This is a genomic window from Streptomyces sp. 8N616, assembly GCF_052246385.1.
Taxonomy (GTDB): domain Bacteria; phylum Actinomycetota; class Actinomycetes; order Streptomycetales; family Streptomycetaceae; genus Streptomyces.
On record NZ_JBQQBY010000040.1, the window covers coordinates 1 to 19009 of the forward strand.

The following is a 19009-nucleotide window of genomic DNA, read 5'->3' on the forward strand; positions in this document are numbered from 1 at the left end:
CCCTTTATGTGGGGGCTGCGCCCCGACACCCCTGGGGGCTGTGCTCCGGAACCTCGCCGGGCTGGACCGATCCTTGGGGGACCGGAGGTGATTCCGCCCCCGGGGGGCGGGCCGGGGCGTTGTAGTGGGGCCGCGGCTCTCCAGGGCCCCGTGGGCGGAGTCCGGGTCGGGTGGGGCGGGCTTCCCGGTTCGGCCGGAGTCCGCGCTGACCGGTGCGCGCCCCGAGTCCGAGGGCGCCCCGGGGCCGGGGCGGGGGTGGATTAGAAGAAGGTGCGGATGAAGTCCGTGACCGTGGCTTCGGTTGTGGTCAGGGGGATCAGTTGCCACTTGTCGAAGGACGTGCAGGGGTGGGAGAGGCCGAGGCCTACCCAGTCGCCGACCTCCAGGTCCGCGTCGTTCGCGACCTTCAGCCACGTGTGCTGGTCGGAGAGCGCCGAGACCGTGATGCCCGTCGCGGGGCGGATCGCGCCGTCGCGGGCGGAGCGGACGAGTTGCGGCTCCGGGAGGTCCAGGTCGTAGGCCGCGTCCCGCTTGCCCGCGTTCAGGAAGGCCTGGCCCGGTTCGGGGCGGGAGACGACCTGGGCCCAGAGTCGGAATGCGGGCCGCAGCGCTCCCTCCTCCGGCACCCGGTTGAAGGGCGTGAGATGGCGGTAGTGGCCGTCGTCGTGGGAGACGTAGGCGCCGGAGCGCAGGAGCTTGAGGACGGGGCGGGAGAGTTCCGGGACTGCCGCGAAGACGTCCGCCACCGCGTCGAACCACGCGCTGCCGCCCGCGCTCAGCACGATCTCGCCGACGTCCGCGCCGAAGCGCCCCGCCTTGTCGAAGTCGGCGGCGAGCGCGACCAGGCGGCGCAGCCAGGCCCGTACGCGTTCGCCGTCCGCCTGCGGGACTTCGCCCTCGTAGCCCGCCACGCCGACGAGGCGCAGTGTCGGGACGCCCGCGACCGCGTCGGCGACCGCGGCGCAGTCGGCCTCCGTACGGGCGCCCGTACGCGCTCCCGCCCCCGCGCCCAGCTCGACCACCACGTCCACCGGCCGCCGCCCCCCGCGCTCCCGCAGCGCCTCGTCCATCAGCGCGACCCCGCGAACCGAATCCACGTAACAGATGAAGTGGAACTCCGGGTCGGCGTCGAGCTCGGAGGCGAGCCAGTGCAGCGCGGCCGCGTCGACCAGCTCGTTGGCGAGGAAGATCCGCTGGATGCCGAAGGCGCGGTAGACGCGGACCTGGTGCGGCACCGCGGCCGTGATGCCCCAGGCGCCGCGCGCGAGTTGGCGCTCGAACAGCTGCGGGGACATGGAGGTCTTGCCGTGCGGCGCGAAGGCGAGCCCGTGCGCCGCCGCGTAACGCTCCATCAGGGCGAGGTTGTGCTCCACGGCCTCGGCCGACAGGGCGAGCACCGGGGTGGTGAAGCCACCGGTGAAGAGGTTGCGGCGCTCGGCGGCGAGCTCGCCGACGGTGAGCCCTTCCGCGTCGGGCGGAAGCGCCTTGAAGCGGTGGTCGATCCGTTCACGTGAGAGTCGTCCTGCGGCGCTGTCGGCGGCCATCGAGCCTCCTCCGGGACGGGCGTTGCAATATATGCAACTACCATTGCGTATGTCGCTGGCTGCTGTCTAACATCCACGCAACCACCGGGTCAATGGTGGGCGACGCCACCGGCGAGAGCCCCCTGCGAACCGCTGAGAGCCCGCTGAGAAGCCGCTGAGAACGCGCTGAGAACGCGCTGAGCCGCCGATCAGAGCCGATGACAGCCGCAAGGAGTGCCGAGGACCGTGACCGCACAGCCGAACGCCGACGTCGTCTGCCTGGGTGAGTCCATGGTCACTTTCGTGCCCTCGCGACCGGGCCGCCTCGCCGACGTTCCCGCCTTCGAACGCGGAATCGGCGGAGCGGAGTCGAACGTCGCCTGCTGCCTCGCCCGCGCCGGGCACGCCACGCGCTGGGTCAGCCGGGTCGGGGCCGACGGATTCGGTGAGCATCTGGTGGCGGCGATCGCCGCACACGGCGTCGACACCTCGGCCGTCCGGCGCGACCCGCACCGTCCCACTGGCATCTACTTCCGCACCGCCGGCGAGCGCGCGACCACGACGGACGGCACCACGGACGGCACCACGGACGGCGCCGCGGACTCCGCTTCGGGCGGTACGGACCCGCGCCGCGAACACGCCGAGGTCGTCTACTACCGGGCCGGGTCCGCCGCCTCCGTGATGTCGCCCGGGCTCATGGACGGCCGCGCCCTGTGGAGCACCCGCATCCTCCATGTCACCGGGATCACCGCGGCCCTCTCCGACAGCTGCCTCGAGCTCACACGGATGCTCACCACCCGTATCCCCGCCCGCCCCCTCGTCTCCTTCGACGTCAACTACCGCGTCGGCCTCTGGCGGGACCAGGGAGAGGTCCAGGGGCGGGACCGGGGAGAGAGCGCGGGCTCCGCCGTCCTCCTCGACCTGGCCCGCGGCAGCGACATCGTCTTCGTCGGCGAGGACGAGGCCGAGGCCGCCTGGAACCTGCGCGGCCCGGAAGCCGTACGGGACGCGCTCCCCGAGCCCGAGATCCTCGTCGTCAAGGAGGGCGGCCACGGCGCCACCGCGTACGCCCGCCAGGCGGACGGCACCGACACCATCACCTTCGAACCGGCCCTGGACGTCGACGTCGTCGCCCACGTCGGCGCGGGCGATGCCTTCGCCGCCGGCTTCCTCTCCGGCACGCTGCGCGGCCTGCCCACGGCGGCCCGGCTCCGCCACGGCCACCTCATGGCAGCCGCGGCCCTCACCGTCCCCGGCGACCTCGGCGTGCCGCCCGCCCGGAGCCACGCCGACCGCCTGGCCGCCCTCGACCCCGCGCAGTGGGAGACACTGCGTCTCGGCCCCGGCTGGACGACCGGCGACACGACCGGCGACACGGCCGGCGATACGAACGGCGACCCGGCCGGCGACGGGGCGGGCACCGAACGGGTGGAGGTACGTACGTCATGAGTCAGACCGTCGATCGGGCGCTGAGCATCCTGCCGCTGCTGGCGGAGGGGCCCGCCAACCTGGAGCAGGTGGCGCAGCGCCTCGGCGTCCACAAGTCGACCGCGCTGCGCCTGCTGCGCACCCTGCACGAGCACGGCATCGTCTACCGCCAGCAGGACCAGCGCTACCGGCTCGGGGCGCGCCTCTTCGCGCTCGCACAGGAAGCCGTGGAGAACCTCGACATCCGCGAGATCGCCCACCCCCACCTCGTGGAGCTCAACGAGAAGTGCGGGCACACCGTCCACCTCGCCGTGTACGAGGAGAACGAGGTCCTCTACATCGACAAGGTCGAGAGCCGGTACCCGGTCCGCATGTACTCCCGGATCGGCAAGCCCGTCGCGATAACCGTCGCCGCGGTCGCGAAGCTGCTGCTCGCCGACCTGCCGGAGCCGGAGCGGCGTGCGCTCGCCGAGAAGCTCGACTACCCCATGTACACGGCCCGTTCGACGCCGAACGCCACCGCCTTCCTGAAGGAGCTGGCCGCCGTACGCGAACAGGGCTGGGCCACCGACCTCGGCGGCCACGAGGAGTCCATCAACTGCGTGGGGGCTCCCATCCGCGGTGCGGACGGGCGGGTCGTCGCCGCGTGCTCCGTCTCCGCCCCGAACGTCGTCGTCACCGGCGACGAACTGCTCAAACTGCGCCCGCTGGTGCGCCGTACCGCTGACGCCATCAGCCGCGAGTACTCCGGCAAGACCCCCTAACACCACCCCGTAAGACCAGCTAGAGCCCGTAAGACCCCGTAGGACCGTGTGAGCCCCCCTGAAGGAAGCAGCCTCATGAGCGACAAGCTTCAGAAGACCGCGATCACCCCGGCCACCCACACCACCCCGCCGGCCAAGTTCTCGCACGGCGTCAGGAAGGGCAACATCCTTCAGGTCGCGGGACAGGTCGGCTTCGGCCCCGCGGGGCCCGGCGTGACACCCGCCCCCGTCGGCCCCGGCCTGCGCGAGCAGACGCAGCAGACCCTGCGCAATGTGGAGGCCGTCCTCGTGGAGGGCGGCGCGAGCTGGGAGGACGTGGTGATGATCCGCGTCTACCTCACCGACACGGCCCACTACGTCGAATTCAACGCCCTCTACAACGAGTTCTTCGCCAACCTGAAGGAAGTCCCGGCCGCCCGCACCACCGTGTACGTCGGCCTGCCCGCGGGGCTGCTCGTCGAGATCGACGCGCTCGCCGTCCTCGGCTGAGGCCGCCGCCTACCGCCTACCGCCTACCGCCTACCGCCTACCGCCCGCCGCCTACCGCCCGCCGCCAACCTCCCGCGGCGACCGGCGTTGCCCGGGGCCGCCCACCGCTCGCCCGCACTCACCGCTCACCGCACCCACCGCCGTACCGCCCACCCCCCACGGCACGGCGCCCTTCCCCCACCGGCGCCGTGCCGCGATCCGCCCTGCCTGGAAACCCCTTGCCAGAAACCGGAGTCCCCCTATGCCGCTCGCCGCCCCACCCACGCCCCCGCCACCACCTCACACCGGTGGCCTGCTCGCGCTGATACCCGGCACCGGCGGTCTGCTGACCGTCGCGGCCCTCGGCATCGCGCTGCTCCTCATCCTCATCATCAAGGTCCGGCTGCAGCCCTTCGTCGCGCTGCTCGCCGTCTCCATAGCCGTCGGCCTGGGCGCCGGGCTCTCCGTCACCGAACTCTTCGGCACCGTCCAGAAGTCCGACGCCGTATCCCTCATCGAGACCGGCATGGGCGGCATCCTCGGCCATGTCGCGATCATCATCGGGCTCGGCACCATGCTCGGCGCGATCCTCGAAGTCTCGGGCGGGGCCGAGGTCCTGTCCTCCCGCCTGCTGAACCTCTTCGGCGAGAAGCGCGCCCCGCTCGCGATGGGCCTGACCGGCCTGATCTTCGGTATCCCGGTCTTCTTCGACGTCGGCATCTTCGTGCTCGCGCCGATCGTGTACGCGGCCGCCAAGCGCAGCGGCAAATCGATCCTGCTGTACTGCATGCCGCTGCTCGCCGGCCTGTCGATGACCCACGCCTTCCTGCCGCCGCACCCCGGGCCCGTGGCCGCCGCGGGACTGCTCAAGGTCGACCTCGGCTGGGTCATCCTCATGGGCATCCTCGTCGGCATCCCTTCGGTGCTCGCGGCCTGGGTGTACGCGTCGTGGATCGGCAAGCGTCTCTTCGTCGCCGTACCGCAGGACATGGTCGAGGCCGCGGAGGAGGCCAAGGCGGCCGTGGCCGCCGAGCAGGCCGCGGCGGGCCGCAGGTCGCTGGGAGCCCCCATGCCGGAGGCCAGGAGCGAAGCCCCCGTCCCGCTGAGCACGGTCCTGCTGATCATCGGCACCCCGCTGGTGCTGATCCTCGCCGCGACCTTCTCCTCCATCGCGCTGGACCCGAGCACGGTGCGCAGCGTCATCGAGTTCTTCGGCAACCCGTTCGTGGCGCTGACCCTGGCGCTGCTCCTCGCGTACTACCTGCTGGGCATCAGGCGCGGCTGGTCGCGCAAGTCCCTGGAGAGGGTGTCCACGTCCTCGCTCAAGCCGGTCGGCAACATCCTGCTGGTCGTCGGGGCCGGCGGGGTCTTCGGCGCGGTCCTCAAGGGCAGCGGCGTCGCCCAGGCCCTCTCCGACACCTTCAACGACGTCGGCCTCCCGGTCATCGTGCTGGCCTGGCTGATCTCGGTCGTCCTGCGCGTGGCCCAGGGCTCCGCGACCGTTGCCATCGTCACCACGGCGGGCATCGTCCTGCCCCTGGTCGAGGGCGGCCACCACTCGCAGGCCTTCCTGGCCCTGATCATCATGGCCATCTCGGCGGGTTCGATCTTCGCCTCGCACGTCAACGACGGCGGGTTCTGGATCGTGGCGAAGTACTTCGGGATCTCCGTGCGGGACACGCTGAAGTCGTGGACGGTGCTGGAGACGGTCCTGTCGGTGGCGGGCTTCGCGGTCGCGGCCGCGCTCAGCCTGGTCGTTTAGCGGCGTATCTCGTACGCAGCCCAATGAGCGCCCCCGGACCGGCGATTGCGGTCCGGGGGCGCTGCGCGTGACGACGGTCGGGGCGGCGCTTGCCAGCATTCTGCTGATACGTCGTCCTGGCCGAGGGCTTCGAGGTGCCGCTGATCACGAGCGACGCCCGGATCGCACGCTCGGGCCGAGCCAAGTGCCCGGTCGAGGTCTTCAACGGCCCAGACCGTGAACTGAGGCGTTGGCTGAGGCGTCGGCGCCGGCGCCCTCCGGCGGAGGCCGGAGGGCGACCTGCTGAAGTCAGCCGCTGCTGCAGTACTGCTCCTCCTTGCCTATGGAGCGGTACATGCAGTCCGCGTTCTCCAGCAGCTGGAGCACCGCGTCCCGGTTGCGCTCCGTCTCGCGGCCGATCACCTCGTCGGGCGGGTAGAAGCCGCCGCTCCCGCTGTCCGACGGGTACATCTCGAAGGTGTAGGCGAAGATCTTCTGGTCGCCCCACAGCCAGTCGTCGATCGTGCCGTCCGTGATGTAGAGGTCGCTCGACTGCTCGGGCGTGTAGCCGTTGCTGTCGGCCATGCTCTTGCCGACGGCCGCGAACGCGTCGTGGTCGTCCTGTGTGAGGCCGGGCGCGGTGTCGTCGTAGGTCCAGCCGAACGGCCAGAGCACCAGCTCGCTGTACGTGTGGAAGTCGATCGCGGCCTTGATCTGCTGCTTGCCGCCGACGACCCGGCCGCGGACGAAGTCCGAGACCACCTTCACCTCGGGCGAGGACTCCGCGGACGCACCGCGGTAGGTCTCCGAGCCCGGGCTGCCGGAGGAGCCGCCGCAGCAGCCCCACTTGTAGTCCCAGTTGCGGTTCTCGTCCGTGCCGACCTGCGAGGAGCCGGAGTTGGGCTGCCGGTTCTTGCGCCAGCTGCGGTACGAGCCGGTGGCGATGTCGTACTCGCCGCCGTCCGGGTTCAGGTCCGGGATGATCCAGATCTCCCTGCCGTTGACGGCGTTCGTGATCCGGGAGTCGTTCCCGTAGTCCTCGCCGAACTCGCGCAGCAGATACAGCGCCATCTCGACGGTGAGGTGTTCGCGCGCGTGCTGATGGTGGGTGAAGAGCACTTCGGGCTCGTCCTCGTCCGTGCCGACGTTGTCGCTGATCTTGACGGCGACGATGTCACGGCCCTCGTGGGACTTGCCGATGACCTTCTTGCTCATGATGTCGGGGTACTTGGCGACCTTGTCGTTGATGTCCGCCATGGCCTCGGCGTAGTTGTGGTAACCGGAGTCCCCGGACGGGAAGTCGAACGGCTTGGCCGCCAGGCCGTTCGTACGGTCCGGGGGCGCGGGCAGCGCATGCAGCCGGTAGCCGAGCCTGCGCAGCTTCTTCGCCTGTGCGGTGTCGGCGGTGACGACGACGGAGTGCTCGTCCGCCTCGTCGATGCTGACGCCGGTCCTGGCGAGCGCGGTGCGCTGTGCGGGGGTGGCGGGGCCGTGGATCTCGTACTGCCGCAGGTTCTCGTGGGCGGCCGAAGCCGCTTGGGAGGGGGATGGGTCATCGGCCTGGGCCGTGATGGGCGCGGCCAGGGCGAGCGTGAGGAGCGCGGCGAGGGCGGTGCCCTTTCTGCCGCGTATGGGAAGTCGCATGGAGTCTCCTGGGTGTCCAGTGTGGGGGGTGCTCAAGGCGACTGGCTGGTGCGGGTGTTCGGGTTCATGTTCGAGATCTGACATGGAGCGGTCAAGAGCACGCGCGGTTGTTCTGATGAGCTGTTGCGTCCACAATGCGCATGACATAGCCGAAAGTTGTTCGGTATACGGAGAGGACCCCCCACATGAACAAGCCTCTCGTCGGTGCGCTCACGGCCCTGGTTCTGGCCGTCGGCGCGGCTCCGGCAGGAGCGGCGACGACCGCGCCCGAGAAGCCCGCGAAGCCGCAACAGAAGGTCCAGGCCGTCGACTTCGCAGGAACGGTGGCACTCAGCAACTGCTCGGGCTCGGTGGTGCGTACGCCCGGCTCCGACGCCCAGGATCCGGCCCTCGTGATGTCGAACGGCCACTGTCTGGAGAGCGGCATGCCCGGCGCCGGAGAGGTCGTCGTCGACAAGCCGTCCAACCGCACCTTCGAACTCCTCGACGGGGAGGGCTCGGAGGTCGCCACCCTCCGCGCCACCAAGATCTCCTACGCGACGATGACCGACACGGACGTCTCACTCTACGAACTGGACACCACCTACGCGGAGATCGAGTCCTCCTACGGGATCCGGGCCCTGGAGCTCTCGGCGGACCACCCGCAGCAGGGCACCGCGATCAGCGTGGTCTCCGGCTACTGGAAGCGCATCTACAGCTGCGAGATCGACGGCTTCGCCTACCGGCTGCGCGAGGGCGACTGGACCTGGAAGGACTCGGTCCGCTACACCCCCGCCTGCGACACCATCGGTGGCACGTCCGGCTCGCCCGTCGTCGACACCGCGAGCGGCAAGGTCGTCGCCGTGAACAACACGGGCAACGAGGACGGCGGCGAGTGCACGGTCAACAACCCCTGTGAGGTGGACGAGAACGGGAAGGTGACCGTGCGGCAGGGCATCAACTACGCCCAGCAGACGTACGGGATAACCAAGTGCATCGGCGTCGGCAACAAGGTCGACCTCGGCCTTCCGGAATGTGAACTGCCCAAGCCGCAGCAGTAGTCGGCACATCAGGCTGTCAACCGCCCTGTGGACCACACCGTGGTCCACAGGGCACAAGCCGGTCCCGTCGGGCGGTGATCGCTGATTGGTACGCTGCCGGGGATGGCGGGTGCGAAGGAACCGGGATCGGGACCGGGGGAGTACGGCGGGCCGTACGGGCAGGCGGATCCCAGTGCGCACCAGCTGCGGCTGTTTCTGGCGCTGGTGGACGAGCTGCACTTCGGGCGGGCCGCGAAGCGGGTGTTCATGACGCAGCCCGCGTTCAGCCAGCAGATCCGGTCCCTGGAGCGCCGCCTGGGCCTCGAGTTGGTGGACCGTACGACCCGCCGGGTGGCTCTCACGGCCTCCGGCCGGGCCCTGTTACCCGAGGCGCGCGCGATGGTGGAGGCCGCCGACCGGCTGCGGCAGACCGCCGAGCAAGAGGCGCACGCGGTGTCCGGGTGCGTGGTGATCGGCTCCCTGGAGGCCGTGACCGCGATGCCCCCGATACCGGAGGTGCTGGAGCAACTGCGTTCCCGCTGCCCGCACATGGACATCCAGGTCCTCAGGACGGGCTTCGCCGACTTCGCGGACGCGCTCCTCCAGGGAGAGGTCGACGCCTCGTTCGTCTTCCTGCCGGTGCCGGAGGGGATCCAGGTCCAGACCCTGGACAGCGGTCCGCGGTGTGCCGTGATGGCCGCCCACGATCCTCTCGCCTCCCGGGGACCGCTGACCCTGGATCAGTTGTCGGACCGGACGTTCATCGGCTGGTCCCCGAGGATTCCCAAGGTGTGGCGGGACTTCTGGTCGGCCGACCCGCGCCCGGACGGCAGCCCGGTGCGCTACAGCCCCCACGCGGTGACGGACTACGAGAGCGCGCTGTCGGTCATCGCCCTGGGCGAGGGGATCGAGTTCCCGCCGGACAGCGCGCGCCGGCTGTACCCGCGCCCCGGCGTCTCGTACGTCGACGTCTCCGGCCTGCCCCCGTGGACGACGGCCCTGGCGTGGCTGCCGAAGAACCGCGACAAGCCCTTCGTGGCGGCGCTGCGCCAGGCGGTACGGACGGTGTTGCGCCGGCGGGGCGTCACCGTCGCCGTTCCAGGAAGGTGAGCGGGGCCCGGTCGGCCTAGTCGAGCGGCCAGGGGAACCGGAGCCGGCGCAGGCCGTAGAGGGCCGCTCCCGCTGCCAGCACCGCCGCCCCCGCGACGACCGACGACAGCGGAAGCGTGCATGCCAGGAGCACGCAGCCGCACAGCCCCGCGGCCGGTACGGCGCGCGGAGGTCGTCCCTCCTCCCGGGTCAGCGTCCAGGCCGAGGCGTTCGCGATCGCGTAGTACAGGAGCACCCCGAAGGACGAGAAGCCGATCGCTCCGCGTACGTCGGCGGTCGCGGCGACCACGGCGACGACCGCCCCCACGGCCAGCTCCGCCCGGTGCGGGACGCCGAAGCGCGGGTGGACCGCCGACAGGGCGTACGGCAGGTGCCGGTCCCGGGCCATCGCGAGCGTCGTGCGCGAGACCCCGAGGATCAGCGCGAGCAGCGAGCCGAGCGCCGCGACTGCGGCACCGGCCCGTACGACAGGAGTCAGTTCCGGCACGCCCGCGGCCCGTACGGCGTCGGCGAGCGGCGCGCTCGCCTCCGCCAGGCTCTGCGGGCCCAGCACGCCGAGCACGGCCGCGGCCACGCCCGCGTACACCACCAGGGCGATGCCCAGCGCGACCGCGATCGCGCGCGGAATGGTGCGTGCCGGGTCGCGAACCTCCTCGCCGAGCGTGGCGATGCGTGCGTACCCGGCGAAGGCGAAGAACAGCAGGCCCGCGGCCTGGAGGACCCCGCCGGCCGTGGCGTCGGCGCCGAGTTCGAGCCGCGCGGCCTGCGCCGTCCCGCCGGTGAGGCACACCGTGACGACCGCGGCGAGCACCGCCAGCACGACGGCGACGATCACGCGGGTGAGCCAGGCGGCCTTCTGCACGCCCGCGTAGTTGACGGCCGTCAGGGCGACCACGGCGGCGACCGCCACCGCGTGCGCCTGCCCCGGCCACACGTACGCGCCCACGGTCAGCGCCATCGCCGCGCACGAGGCCGTCTTGCCGACCACGAACGCCCAGCCCGCGAGATACCCCCACAGCTCGCCGAGCCGCTCGCGCCCGTAGACGTACGTGCCGCCGGACGCCGGGTAGCGGGCGGCGAGCCGCGCGGAGGACGTGGCGTTGCAGTACGCGACGGCGGCGGCGACCGCGAGCGCGGGCAGCAGCCCGGAACCGGCCGCCCCGGCGGCGGGGGCGAGCGCGGCGAAGATCCCGGCGCCGACCATCGAGCCGAGGCCGATGACGACGGCATCGGTGAGACCGAGCCGCCGTCGCAGCTCGGAGGCTTCCGCGGGTGTGCTGTTCACGGGGGCAGACGCTACCGGGTGCGGGTGACGGTCGACCGCCGCAGTGCGGCGACAGGCGACAGGGAACAGGGAACAGGGGACAGGGGACAGGGGACAGGGGACAGGGACAGGGGCCGCATCCGGCGGGCGGGCCGCCGCCGTGCGGTGACGGCGACGGCCCTGCGTGGGGGGTGGGTCCGGTAGATCCCCTGGTTGGGCCGGGTGCTCGGTTACGGGAGGCCGTGGACGTGCGGGCCGACCGTCTTGGACCAGTTGCTGCCGTTGCTGGCGTCCCAGTTCGTGGACCAGGTCATCGCGCCCCGGATGCCGGGGTAGGTCTTGTCCGGCTTGAAGCTGCCGCAGCCGCTGCCCTTGGCGAGACAGTCGAGGGCGGCGTTGACGACGCTCGGCTCGACGTATCCGCTGCCCGCGCCGCTGGTGGAGGCCGGGACGCCGATGCCGACCTGGGACGGGTCGAGGCCGTTCTCCAGCTGGATACAGGCGAGGGCGGTGAGGAAGTCGACCGAGCCCTGGCTGTAGACCTTGCCGTCGCAGCCGTTCATGGAACCGCTGTTGTAGTACTGCATGTTGACGACGGTGAGGAAGTCCTTGATGGCCAGCGCCGTCTTGAAGTACTCGCGGTCGGGCGACTGCATGTCGATGGTCTGCGGGGCCATGGTCACGACGACGTCGCTGTGCTTGGCGTGGACGGCCTTCAGCGCCTGTGTCATGTAGGTGGAGTTGAGGCCGTTCTCGAGGTCGATGTCGACGCCGTTGAAGCCGTACTCGTCCATCAGGCCGGAGATGGAGTTGGCGAAGTTGTCGGCGGAGGTGGAGTCGTTGACGGAGACCGCGCCCTTCTCGCCGCCGACGGAGATGATGACGGACTTGCCCGCGTCCTGCTTGGAGGCGATATCGGCCTTGAACTCGTCCTCGGAGCCGTAGCCGACTGCCGGGTCGAGTTTGAAGTCGACCTGGCCGGGGGTACCGGTCGCGTCGGCGAAGGCGACCGCGATGATGTCGTACTCGTCCTGGACGTCCTTCAGCTTCTGGACGGTGGCGCCGTTGTTGAAGTTCTGCCAGTAGCCCGTGACGGCGTGCTTGGGGACGGCGGCCGTTCCGGCGGCGGTCTCGGCCGCCTCCTCGGACGCGTTGGCGGTCCCGAGGCCGATCAGCCCGCCTGCCGCGATCGCGACCGCGGCGAGCCCGCCGACCAGCCGCGACCTCTTCTTGGGCATCCGGTGTGTGCGTGCGCGTTCCACGACTTCCTCCGGTGTGGGGGGGGGGAGTTGGGGGAGTGATACGTGGGTGAACGCTGGGGCCCCTGCGCTGTTGCCGTACAACGTGGTCCAGACCAATGCTCTTGTCAACCCCTGACGCGGTATTACGCGGTGAACCGGCGCATCGTTGTTCAGCAGGCTGTTCCGTTCACCCTGAGCGCATCGGTGGCGGGGCCTACCATCGAAGTGCAGCCACTGAGCCCGAGCCATCCACCGAGGTGATCGTGAGCAACTGGGCCGACCTGACAAACGGCAAGCGCATCAAGCACCTACGGGGCTCCGATCTGACTCAGCAGCGCGGCCACGATTGATGCATGGTCAGCATCGAGAGCGGGCAGAGGCAGGGGCCAACTGCGATCCGTCGAACCGAGGGCGACCTCAGGCGGCGTCAGGCACTCGCGGACGCGGCAGCAGGCATCTCGCCGGGCGAGGCCGACGTACCGGCCGAGGCCGCGAAGATCGAGCGGTTCCGCTGTGTGATCTACCTGTGCGGCGCCCCCAACGCGGACATCGGGACGGCTCGCAAGGAGTGCACCGAGTACGCCGAGGCGTTCGGGTGGGAGATCACGGGCCTGATCGAGGACCGCGCGGGGTTATTGCCGCCAGACGGCCGCGAGGGGCTGAGGCAGGCTATCGACCGCATCAAGAGCGGTGAAGCCGGCGCGGTGCTTACGGCGTGGCGCTCAATGATCTCGCCCGTACCGCAGGAGTACGGCGAGATCGCGCGCGAGATTGAGACGGCAGGCGGTTTCCTTCACCTGATCGCCGGAGGGCGCCCCGGGCCTTCAGGCCGGGGAGGAATCCGGTTTCCCGCGTAGCGGGGCAGGGGAAGCCGAATCGCCGCCGGGAGATTCGGCGTTCGCCAAGGGAGCGCCGAGGCTGGCCTCGAGCCTGTGCAGGACAGCGGTGCGGCTGGACAAGATGCTGACCGAGGCCCGCGCCCGCATGTCGTGGTTGCGTGAGGGCAGCTCGGTTCCGCAGCAGCAGTTGATCCGCGACTTCAGCAAGCCCCGGTGGCGGCGGCCGTCACCACCTGCCGGGCCGGACTCCTGCTTAGCGGGCATCTTCCTCTGGGCTGTCTGGCAATTCGAAGGATCCATCGAAACCTGCGTGCTACGTTGTGCGGGTTCGTACTGATCTAGTTGAGGATGAAAGGGAGATGGGGCTGATGAACGCGCTCAAAACCACTGCGCAGCGCAGCGCCCGGACCGCCCTCACGTCCCGGGCGACGGTCTGACTCAGTCATCCCTGCCTCGCTGAGAGCGTGAGCTCGCGAGGTGAAGCCCATACGAACCTCACCATGAAAACGGATCTGCATCCCGTCATGCGTACACGCAATAACTGGATCACCCGCGCCGAGACCGGTGCCGACATCCCCACCATCCGCGACATCAACCTCGCCGCGTTCGAGACTCAGCTGGAGGCCGACCTCGTCGACGCCCTGCGGGTCGACTCGTCCTGGATCGACGGCCTGTCTATCGTCTCCGCGGACGAGGACGGCAAGCTCATCGGCCACGCACTGCTGACCCGCTGCCACATCGACGACACCCCGGCCCTGTGCCTGGCCCCCGTCGCCGTATGGCCCGAGTACCAGAAGAGCGGCGCCGGCTCGGCCGCCATCCGCGCCGCCCTCACCGAGGCGAGGGACAGGGGGGAGTACTACGTCACCGTCCTTGGGCACCCGACGTACTACCCGCGCTTCGGCTTCACCCGCGCCTCCACCCACGGCATCGGCCTGACCATCGACGTCCCGGACGAAGCCATGATGGCCCTCACCCTGGACCAGGCCCACCCGCTGCCGAGCGGCACCGTCCGCTACGCAGCACCCTTCGGGATCTAGCAGCCCAACCCCTGTGCCGGGGGGCCACGCGCCCCCGCCCAGCGTGCCGAGAGGGAGGCCTCGTCGCCGTACGGCGACAATGGTGGGCCGGCCAGGCCGTTCACCATTCCTGTGGAGGAAACATGCGCGTGATCGACTTCGACCATCTCGTCCTCAGGGTCGCCGACATCGACCGTTCCCTCGCCTTCTACTGCGGCCCGCTCGGCCTGGAGCCTGTACGCGTCGACGAGTGGCGGGCAGGCAAGGCGCCGTTCCCGTCGGTCCGGGTGAGCCCGACGACCATCATCGATCTCGTACCGAGACCGCAGGACGCCCCCACCGGCTCCAATGTCGATCACATCTGTCTGGTCGTCGAGCCCCTCGACTGGCAACAGGTCGTCGACTCGGGCGAGTTCACGGTCGTGGACGGTCCGGGCGGGCGCTTCGGCGCCAGGGGTGTGGCGCAGTCCCTCTACGTACGTGACCCGGACGGCAACACCGTCGAGTTGCGCTGGTATCCGCAGGACGCCTGACGGGTGCACCTGGTGCGACATCCCGCCAGGCACCTCGTATGACGCGGTGCGGCCTCTTGTGCCGCGCGGTGCCCGGCGGTTCAATCCGCGGGTCGGATCGGGGACGAGTGCGGAGGCAGGGCATGGCCAGGACCAGTGAGAGCGGCGCCGGCGAAGTCACCGAAGCGCAAGGGCAAGGGCAAGGGCCGCGGAAGTCGAGTTGGCGCTACATCGGGCCCGGGATCGTCGTCGCCGCCACCGGCGTCGGGGCCGGGGACCTCGTCGCGACGCTGATCGCGGGGAGCAAGTTCGGGTACACCCTCATGTGGGCCGCAGTCATCGGCTGCCTCGTGAAGATCTCGCTCGCCGAGGCCGCAGGCCGCTGGCATCTGGCCACCGGGCGCACGCTGTTCGACGGCTGGCGCAGCCTCGGTTCGTGGACCACCGGCTACTTCGCGGTCTACGTGGTCGTATGGGGCTTCGTCTACGGGGCCACGGCGATGTCGTCCAGCGCCCTGCCCATCGTCGCGCTCTTCCCCGACTTCCTCGGGCTCAAGACGTGGGCGATCATCACCGGCCTGGTCGGCCTGGTCTTCGTGTGGTTCAACCAGTACGCCGTCTTCGAGAAGGTCATGACGGTGCTGGTGGGCGTGATGTTCGTAGTGGTCGTGTACGTGGCTGCGCGGGTCGGGCCCGATGCCGGAGCGGCGTTCGCGGGGCTCGCGCCTGTGCTGCCGGACGGGTCGCTGCTCTACACGCTCGGTCTGGTCGGCGGTGTCGGCGGGACGATCACCATGGCCGCGTACGGCTACTGGGTCAACGCCAAGGGCTGGACCAACAGCGGCTGGATGAAGGTCATGCGGCTCGACAACCGCGTCGCGTACGTCACGACCGGCATCTTCGTCATCGCGATGCTGATCGTCGGCGCAGAGCTGCTGCACTCCGCCGACATTGCGCTGGCCTCGGGCGACAAGGGGCTGCTCGACCTGGGCGATGTGCTGGAGCAGCGGTTCGGCGCGAGCACGGCGAAGCTGTTCCTGGTGGGCTTCTTCGCCACCTCGTTCTCCTCGCTGATCGGCGTCTGGCACGGGGTGAGCCTGATGTTCGCGGACTTCGTGGAGTGGTACCGGAAGGGGCGCAAGGGAGAGGGCCCAGAGGACACCGTCGAGGAGGTCGCGTCCGGTGAGGCCGAGAAGTCGCTGCCCTTCCGGGCGTACCTCCTCTGGCTCACCTTCCCGCCGATCGCGCTCCTCTTCCTGGACCAGCCGTTCGGGCTGGTCATCGCGTACGGCGTGCTCGGGGCCTTCTTCATGCCCTTCCTCGCGCTCACGCTCATCTGGCTGCTGAACTCGGGCCGTACGCCGCGCGAGTGGCGCAACGGCATCGTCAGCAACGTGATGCTGGCGGCGGCCGGGCTGCTGTTCATCGTGCTGTGCGTGCAGCAGGTGCGCGAACTGCCCTGGTAGCGCTGAGAGACAGCGCCGCCGCCGCGGGAGCGGCGGCGCTGCCGGTCAGGGGACGGCCCCGCCCTACGGCAGGCCGTGGACTACGGCCCTACGGCAGGCCGTAGACGTGCGGCCCGACCGCGTTCGACCAGGCGTTGCCGTTCAGCGCGTCCCAGTTCGTGGACCAGGTCATCGCGCCGCGCAGCGACGGGTAGGTGCGGGCGGGTTTGAAGGAGCCGCAGTTGGTGCCCCGGGCGAGGCAGTCCAGGGCGTTCCTGACGATGGACGGGTCGACGTAGCCGCTGCCCGCGCCGCGGGTCGAGGCGGGCAGGCCGAGACCCACCTGGCCCGGGGCGAGGCCGCCTTCGAGCTGGATGCAGGCGAGGGCGGTGAGGAAGTCGACCGAGCCCTGGCTGTAGACCTTGCCGTCGCAGCCGAGCATGGAACCGCTGTTGTAGTACTGCATGTTGACGACGGTCAGGATGTCCTTGATGTTGAGCGCCGTCTTGAAGTACTCGTTCGACGTCGACTGCATGTCGATCGTCTGCGGGGCCATCGTGATGACGAGGTCGCTGCCCGCCTTCCCGGACAGGGAGCGCAGGGCCTGGGTCATGTAGGTGGAGTTGAGGCCGTTCTCGAGGTCGATGTCGACGCCGTCGAAGCCGTACTCCTGCATCAGCGCGTAGACGCTGCCCGCGAAGTTGGCGGCCGAGGCGGAGTCGTTGACGGAGACCGTGCCGCGCTCGCCGCCGACCGAGATGATGACGGACTTGCCCGCGGCCTGCTTGGCGGCGATGTCGTTCTTGAACTCCTGCTCGCTCGAGTAGCCGAGCGCCGGGTCGAGGGTGAAGTCCACGGCCCCCGGCGTTCCGGTCGCGTCGGCGAAGGCGACCGCGATGATGTCGTACTGGCTTTGGACATCCCGGATCTTCTGCACCGTCGCGCCGTTGTTGAAGTTCTGGAAGTAGCCGGTCACGGCGTGCTTCGGGACGGTCCCGCCGCCTCCGCCGCCCCCAGGTGCCGTCGTCCCCGTCACGGCCGCCGACTTGGCCGACTCGCCCGAGGCGTTCGTCGCGGTGACCTGGAACTGGTACGAGGTGGAGGGCGAGAGTCCGCTCACGGTCGCCGAAGCGCCGCTCACGGCCTGCACCTTGGTCCCGTCGCGGTAGACGTTGTAGCCGGTCGCCCCGCTGACCGCGGTCCAGGAGAGCGAGACGGACGAGGACGTGGTGCCGCTGACCTTGAGCCCGCCGGGCGTGGACGGCACGGGGCTGGGCTCGCCGGGGTCGCCGCCGGGACCGGTCAGGCTGATGTCGTCGGCGTGGTACGCGGGCTGGGCGTACCAGCCGTGCGTGTAGATCGTGACCGAGGTGGTCGAGGCCCCGGTCCGGAAGCTCGTGCGCAGTTGCTGCCAGGAGGAGGCGGAGGGCGTCCAGGTGGACACGTCCGTCGTGCCGGTGCCGTTCGCCCCGAGGTAGACGTACGACCCCTGCACCCACGCGCTCAGCGTGTAGTCGGAGCCGGGCTTGACGGCGACGGTCTGTGAGCACTTGGCGTTGTCGGAGCTGCTCGGCGTGGCCTTGAGGGCGGCCGAGCCGCTGTGGACGGGGCTGCTCGCCGTCGTCCCGCTCGCGCCCGAGCAGGTCCAGTCGCCGAGCCCGGACTCGAAGCCGGGGTTCTTGACGAGGTTCGGCTCGGCGGCCCGGGCGGTGGCCCCGGACAGTCCGAGACCGGTGCCCGCGAGGACGGCCGCCGCCGCGGCGGCGAGTGCCGTGGCCGCCCGCCGTCTCCATCTGCTGCGTACTTCTCGAGCCACTACTGCCTCCAGGTGAGGGGAGTTGGGGTGATGGAGGAGCTGTTGTGACGGTGGCCACCGTATGGGCGTACAAGTTGGTCCAGACCAATACGGTTGTCAAGACCTCTGGTAACCGGCCTTCCCGGACTCGGAATCCACCGATACCGGTGAACTGTTCTCTCCCTCTCGACTGGTGGATACAGTGCTGGTGCAGGAGCACAGCGCAGTGTCGATCTGCGGCCGCCGACCACCCGGCGACCGGAGTGAAACGGGGAGACCGACGTGCCCATCGCCATCGCAGTCACCAGCCCGGACCTCGTGCTTCCGTCCCTCGACCCGCAGACGCCGACCGCCGCCGTGATCCCGCCCCCGCAGGCCAGGACTCTGGAGGCCGCGCTCGCGGAGACCCACCGGCTGCTCGAACGGCATGGCTACGCGATCGTGCTCTATCCCGCCGGAGACGCGCAGCGGGACGTCCACCACCGGCTCCACACCGTCCGGTCCGTCCTGGAGAGCGACCGCATCGCCCTGCTCCGGCTCGACCTGCCGCCGCTCGCCGTCGCCGCGCTCGCCCTCCAGCTCCGCCAGCTCTCCGTCTGCGACTTCAGCCCCGGCGTGCTCGCCTCGGCCGCCCGGCTGCTCTCGCACTATGTCTACGCGGGTGCACTGCTCGGCTCCGTGTCCCGGCTCGACCGGATCCCGGTGAGCCTGGCCTCCCACGCCACGTCCTGGGTGCCGGGCACCCAGTTCGGCGTACTGGCCAACCCCGCCCCGCAGATGACCAGACCAGGGGCGGCCGGTGCGGAGCACAGCGGCCTGGCCGGGCCCGGGTTCGCCACCCGGCTGCTCGTGGCGAAGGGCAGACTGCAGTCCGACTGGGTCATGGGCACGCTCGCCCGAGACTGGCGGGTGCAGGGCGTCCGGGAGGTGCCCCTGCCGCGGGACTCGGCCGGCTGGTGGGGCACCGGCAGGCTCGTCGAGTTCGCCGCCGCCATCCCGGACATCTCCGTGCTCTACCAGGTCGTCGCCTCGGTCCGGCGGGACGACTGCCGCTGGTGCGGGCTCGAACTCATCGGCGACCGCTGTGCCTTCTGCTCCGCGCCCCTCGCCCCGCCCTCGTCCTCAGCACCCCTCGCGCTGACCGCAGGACCCCATTGACTGCCCATTGACCGTCCGCAGGCCCCCGGGCCGGCGCAC

17 protein-coding genes are annotated in these 19009 nt (G+C 70.4%); 12 read left to right on the forward strand and 5 right to left on the reverse strand.

Annotated features, from left to right (window positions below):
* Nucleotides 1-260: 260 nt before the first annotated feature.
* On the reverse strand, nt 261-1544 hold the full coding sequence (locus tag ACTWQC_RS29210) for an alanine racemase (RefSeq protein WP_443318835.1): 1284 nt from the start codon (nt 1542-1544) through the stop codon (nt 261-263).
* Nucleotides 1545-1814: 270 nt separating this feature from the next.
* Here ACTWQC_RS29210 and ACTWQC_RS29215 point away from each other — a divergent pair, with 270 nt between their 5' ends.
* The 4 genes from ACTWQC_RS29215 to ACTWQC_RS29230 all read left to right on the forward strand — a co-directional run bounded on the left by ACTWQC_RS29215 (nt 1815) and on the right by ACTWQC_RS29230 (nt 5945).
* On the forward strand, nt 1815-2972 hold the full coding sequence (locus ACTWQC_RS29215) for a sugar kinase (RefSeq protein ID WP_443318899.1): 1158 nt from the start codon (nt 1815-1817) through the stop codon (nt 2970-2972).
* Nucleotides 2969-3715 carry an IclR family transcriptional regulator gene (locus tag ACTWQC_RS29220; RefSeq protein WP_443318836.1) on the forward strand — a complete coding sequence of 249 codons (747 nt, stop codon included), beginning with the start codon at nt 2969-2971 and terminating at the stop codon, nt 3713-3715. Before ACTWQC_RS29215 ends, ACTWQC_RS29220 begins: the two co-directional genes overlap by 4 nt.
* 75 nt (nt 3716-3790) lie before the next feature.
* Entirely contained in the window at nt 3791-4204 is a 414-nt protein-coding gene (locus ACTWQC_RS29225) for a RidA family protein (RefSeq protein WP_443318837.1), read from the forward strand.
* 241 nt (nt 4205-4445) lie between these two features.
* Complete coding sequence (locus tag ACTWQC_RS29230) at nt 4446-5945, forward strand: GntP family permease (RefSeq protein WP_443318838.1); 1500 nt, start codon at nt 4446-4448, stop codon at nt 5943-5945.
* Nucleotides 5946-6233: 288 nt separating this feature from the next.
* Here the strand turns inward: ACTWQC_RS29230 and ACTWQC_RS29235 are convergent, their stop codons facing one another.
* Complete coding sequence (locus ACTWQC_RS29235; RefSeq protein WP_443318839.1) at nt 6234-7568, reverse strand: M14 family metallopeptidase; 1335 nt, start codon at nt 7566-7568, stop codon at nt 6234-6236.
* 185 nt (nt 7569-7753) lie between these two features.
* Between ACTWQC_RS29235 and ACTWQC_RS29240 the strand changes: the two genes are divergently transcribed.
* Complete coding sequence (locus ACTWQC_RS29240; protein WP_443318840.1) at nt 7754-8608, forward strand: trypsin-like serine peptidase; 855 nt, start codon at nt 7754-7756, stop codon at nt 8606-8608.
* Between the two features lie 102 nt (nt 8609-8710).
* On the forward strand, nt 8711-9697 hold the full coding sequence (locus ACTWQC_RS29245; protein WP_443318841.1) for a LysR family transcriptional regulator: 987 nt from the start codon (nt 8711-8713) through the stop codon (nt 9695-9697).
* Between the two features lie 16 nt (nt 9698-9713).
* Here ACTWQC_RS29245 and ACTWQC_RS29250 read toward each other — a convergent pair whose 3' ends face one another.
* Both ACTWQC_RS29250 and ACTWQC_RS29255 read right to left on the reverse strand, forming a co-directional pair.
* Nucleotides 9714-10982 carry an APC family permease gene (locus ACTWQC_RS29250; RefSeq protein ID WP_443318842.1) on the reverse strand — a complete coding sequence of 423 codons (1269 nt, stop codon included), beginning with the start codon at nt 10980-10982 and terminating at the stop codon, nt 9714-9716.
* A gap of 209 nt (nt 10983-11191) precedes the next feature.
* A complete protein-coding gene (locus tag ACTWQC_RS29255; protein WP_443318900.1) occupies nt 11192-12199 on the reverse strand; it encodes a chitinase in 1008 nt (335 codons plus the stop codon).
* A gap of 356 nt (nt 12200-12555) precedes the next feature.
* Between ACTWQC_RS29255 and ACTWQC_RS29260 the strand changes: the two genes are divergently transcribed.
* The 5 genes from ACTWQC_RS29260 to ACTWQC_RS29280 all read left to right on the forward strand — a co-directional run bounded on the left by ACTWQC_RS29260 (nt 12556) and on the right by ACTWQC_RS29280 (nt 16038).
* Nucleotides 12556-13059, forward strand: a complete 504-nt coding sequence (locus tag ACTWQC_RS29260; protein ID WP_443318843.1) for a hypothetical protein — start codon at nt 12556-12558, stop codon at nt 13057-13059.
* 88 nt (nt 13060-13147) lie between these two features.
* On the forward strand, nt 13148-13378 hold the full coding sequence (locus ACTWQC_RS29265) for a hypothetical protein (protein WP_443318907.1): 231 nt from the start codon (nt 13148-13150) through the stop codon (nt 13376-13378).
* Between the two features lie 187 nt (nt 13379-13565).
* Nucleotides 13566-14081 carry a GNAT family N-acetyltransferase gene (locus ACTWQC_RS29270; protein WP_443318844.1) on the forward strand — a complete coding sequence of 172 codons (516 nt, stop codon included), beginning with the start codon at nt 13566-13568 and terminating at the stop codon, nt 14079-14081.
* A 122-nt stretch (nt 14082-14203) separates the two neighbouring features.
* Nucleotides 14204-14593, forward strand: coding sequence for a VOC family protein (locus tag ACTWQC_RS29275; RefSeq protein WP_443318845.1), 390 nt, complete (start codon nt 14204-14206; stop codon nt 14591-14593).
* 122 nt (nt 14594-14715) lie between these two features.
* Nucleotides 14716-16038 carry an Nramp family divalent metal transporter gene (locus tag ACTWQC_RS29280; RefSeq protein ID WP_443318846.1) on the forward strand — a complete coding sequence of 441 codons (1323 nt, stop codon included), beginning with the start codon at nt 14716-14718 and terminating at the stop codon, nt 16036-16038.
* A gap of 88 nt (nt 16039-16126) precedes the next feature.
* Here ACTWQC_RS29280 and ACTWQC_RS29285 read toward each other — a convergent pair whose 3' ends face one another.
* Nucleotides 16127-17833: a chitinase gene (locus ACTWQC_RS29285; protein ID WP_443318847.1), complete on the reverse strand. Its 1707-nt coding sequence runs from the start codon at nt 17831-17833 to the stop codon at nt 16127-16129.
* A 261-nt stretch (nt 17834-18094) separates the two neighbouring features.
* On the opposite strand from ACTWQC_RS29285, the gene ACTWQC_RS29290 reads away from it, so the two are divergent.
* Complete coding sequence (locus tag ACTWQC_RS29290) at nt 18095-18970, forward strand: hypothetical protein (RefSeq protein ID WP_443318848.1); 876 nt, start codon at nt 18095-18097, stop codon at nt 18968-18970.
* Nucleotides 18971-19009: the final 39 nt, after the last annotated feature.

Coding starts and splice junctions, on each gene's coding strand:
- ACTWQC_RS29210 (WP_443318835.1), bottom strand. CDS start 1,544: ATGGCCGCCGACAGCGCCGCAGGACGACTCTCACGTGAACGGATCGAC.
- ACTWQC_RS29215 (WP_443318899.1), top strand. CDS start 1,815: ATGGTCACTTTCGTGCCCTCGCGACCGGGCCGCCTCGCCGACGTTCCC.
- ACTWQC_RS29220 (WP_443318836.1), top strand. CDS start 2,969: ATGAGTCAGACCGTCGATCGGGCGCTGAGCATCCTGCCGCTGCTGGCG.
- ACTWQC_RS29225 (WP_443318837.1), top strand. CDS start 3,791: ATGAGCGACAAGCTTCAGAAGACCGCGATCACCCCGGCCACCCACACC.
- ACTWQC_RS29230 (WP_443318838.1), top strand. CDS start 4,446: ATGCCGCTCGCCGCCCCACCCACGCCCCCGCCACCACCTCACACCGGT.
- ACTWQC_RS29235 (WP_443318839.1), bottom strand. CDS start 7,568: ATGCGACTTCCCATACGCGGCAGAAAGGGCACCGCCCTCGCCGCGCTC.
- ACTWQC_RS29240 (WP_443318840.1), top strand. CDS start 7,754: ATGAACAAGCCTCTCGTCGGTGCGCTCACGGCCCTGGTTCTGGCCGTC.
- ACTWQC_RS29245 (WP_443318841.1), top strand. CDS start 8,711: ATGGCGGGTGCGAAGGAACCGGGATCGGGACCGGGGGAGTACGGCGGG.
- ACTWQC_RS29255 (WP_443318900.1), bottom strand. CDS start 12,199: ATGCCCAAGAAGAGGTCGCGGCTGGTCGGCGGGCTCGCCGCGGTCGCG.
- ACTWQC_RS29260 (WP_443318843.1), top strand. CDS start 12,556: ATGGTCAGCATCGAGAGCGGGCAGAGGCAGGGGCCAACTGCGATCCGT.
- ACTWQC_RS29270 (WP_443318844.1), top strand. CDS start 13,566: ATGCGTACACGCAATAACTGGATCACCCGCGCCGAGACCGGTGCCGAC.
- ACTWQC_RS29275 (WP_443318845.1), top strand. CDS start 14,204: ATGCGCGTGATCGACTTCGACCATCTCGTCCTCAGGGTCGCCGACATC.
- ACTWQC_RS29280 (WP_443318846.1), top strand. CDS start 14,716: ATGGCCAGGACCAGTGAGAGCGGCGCCGGCGAAGTCACCGAAGCGCAA.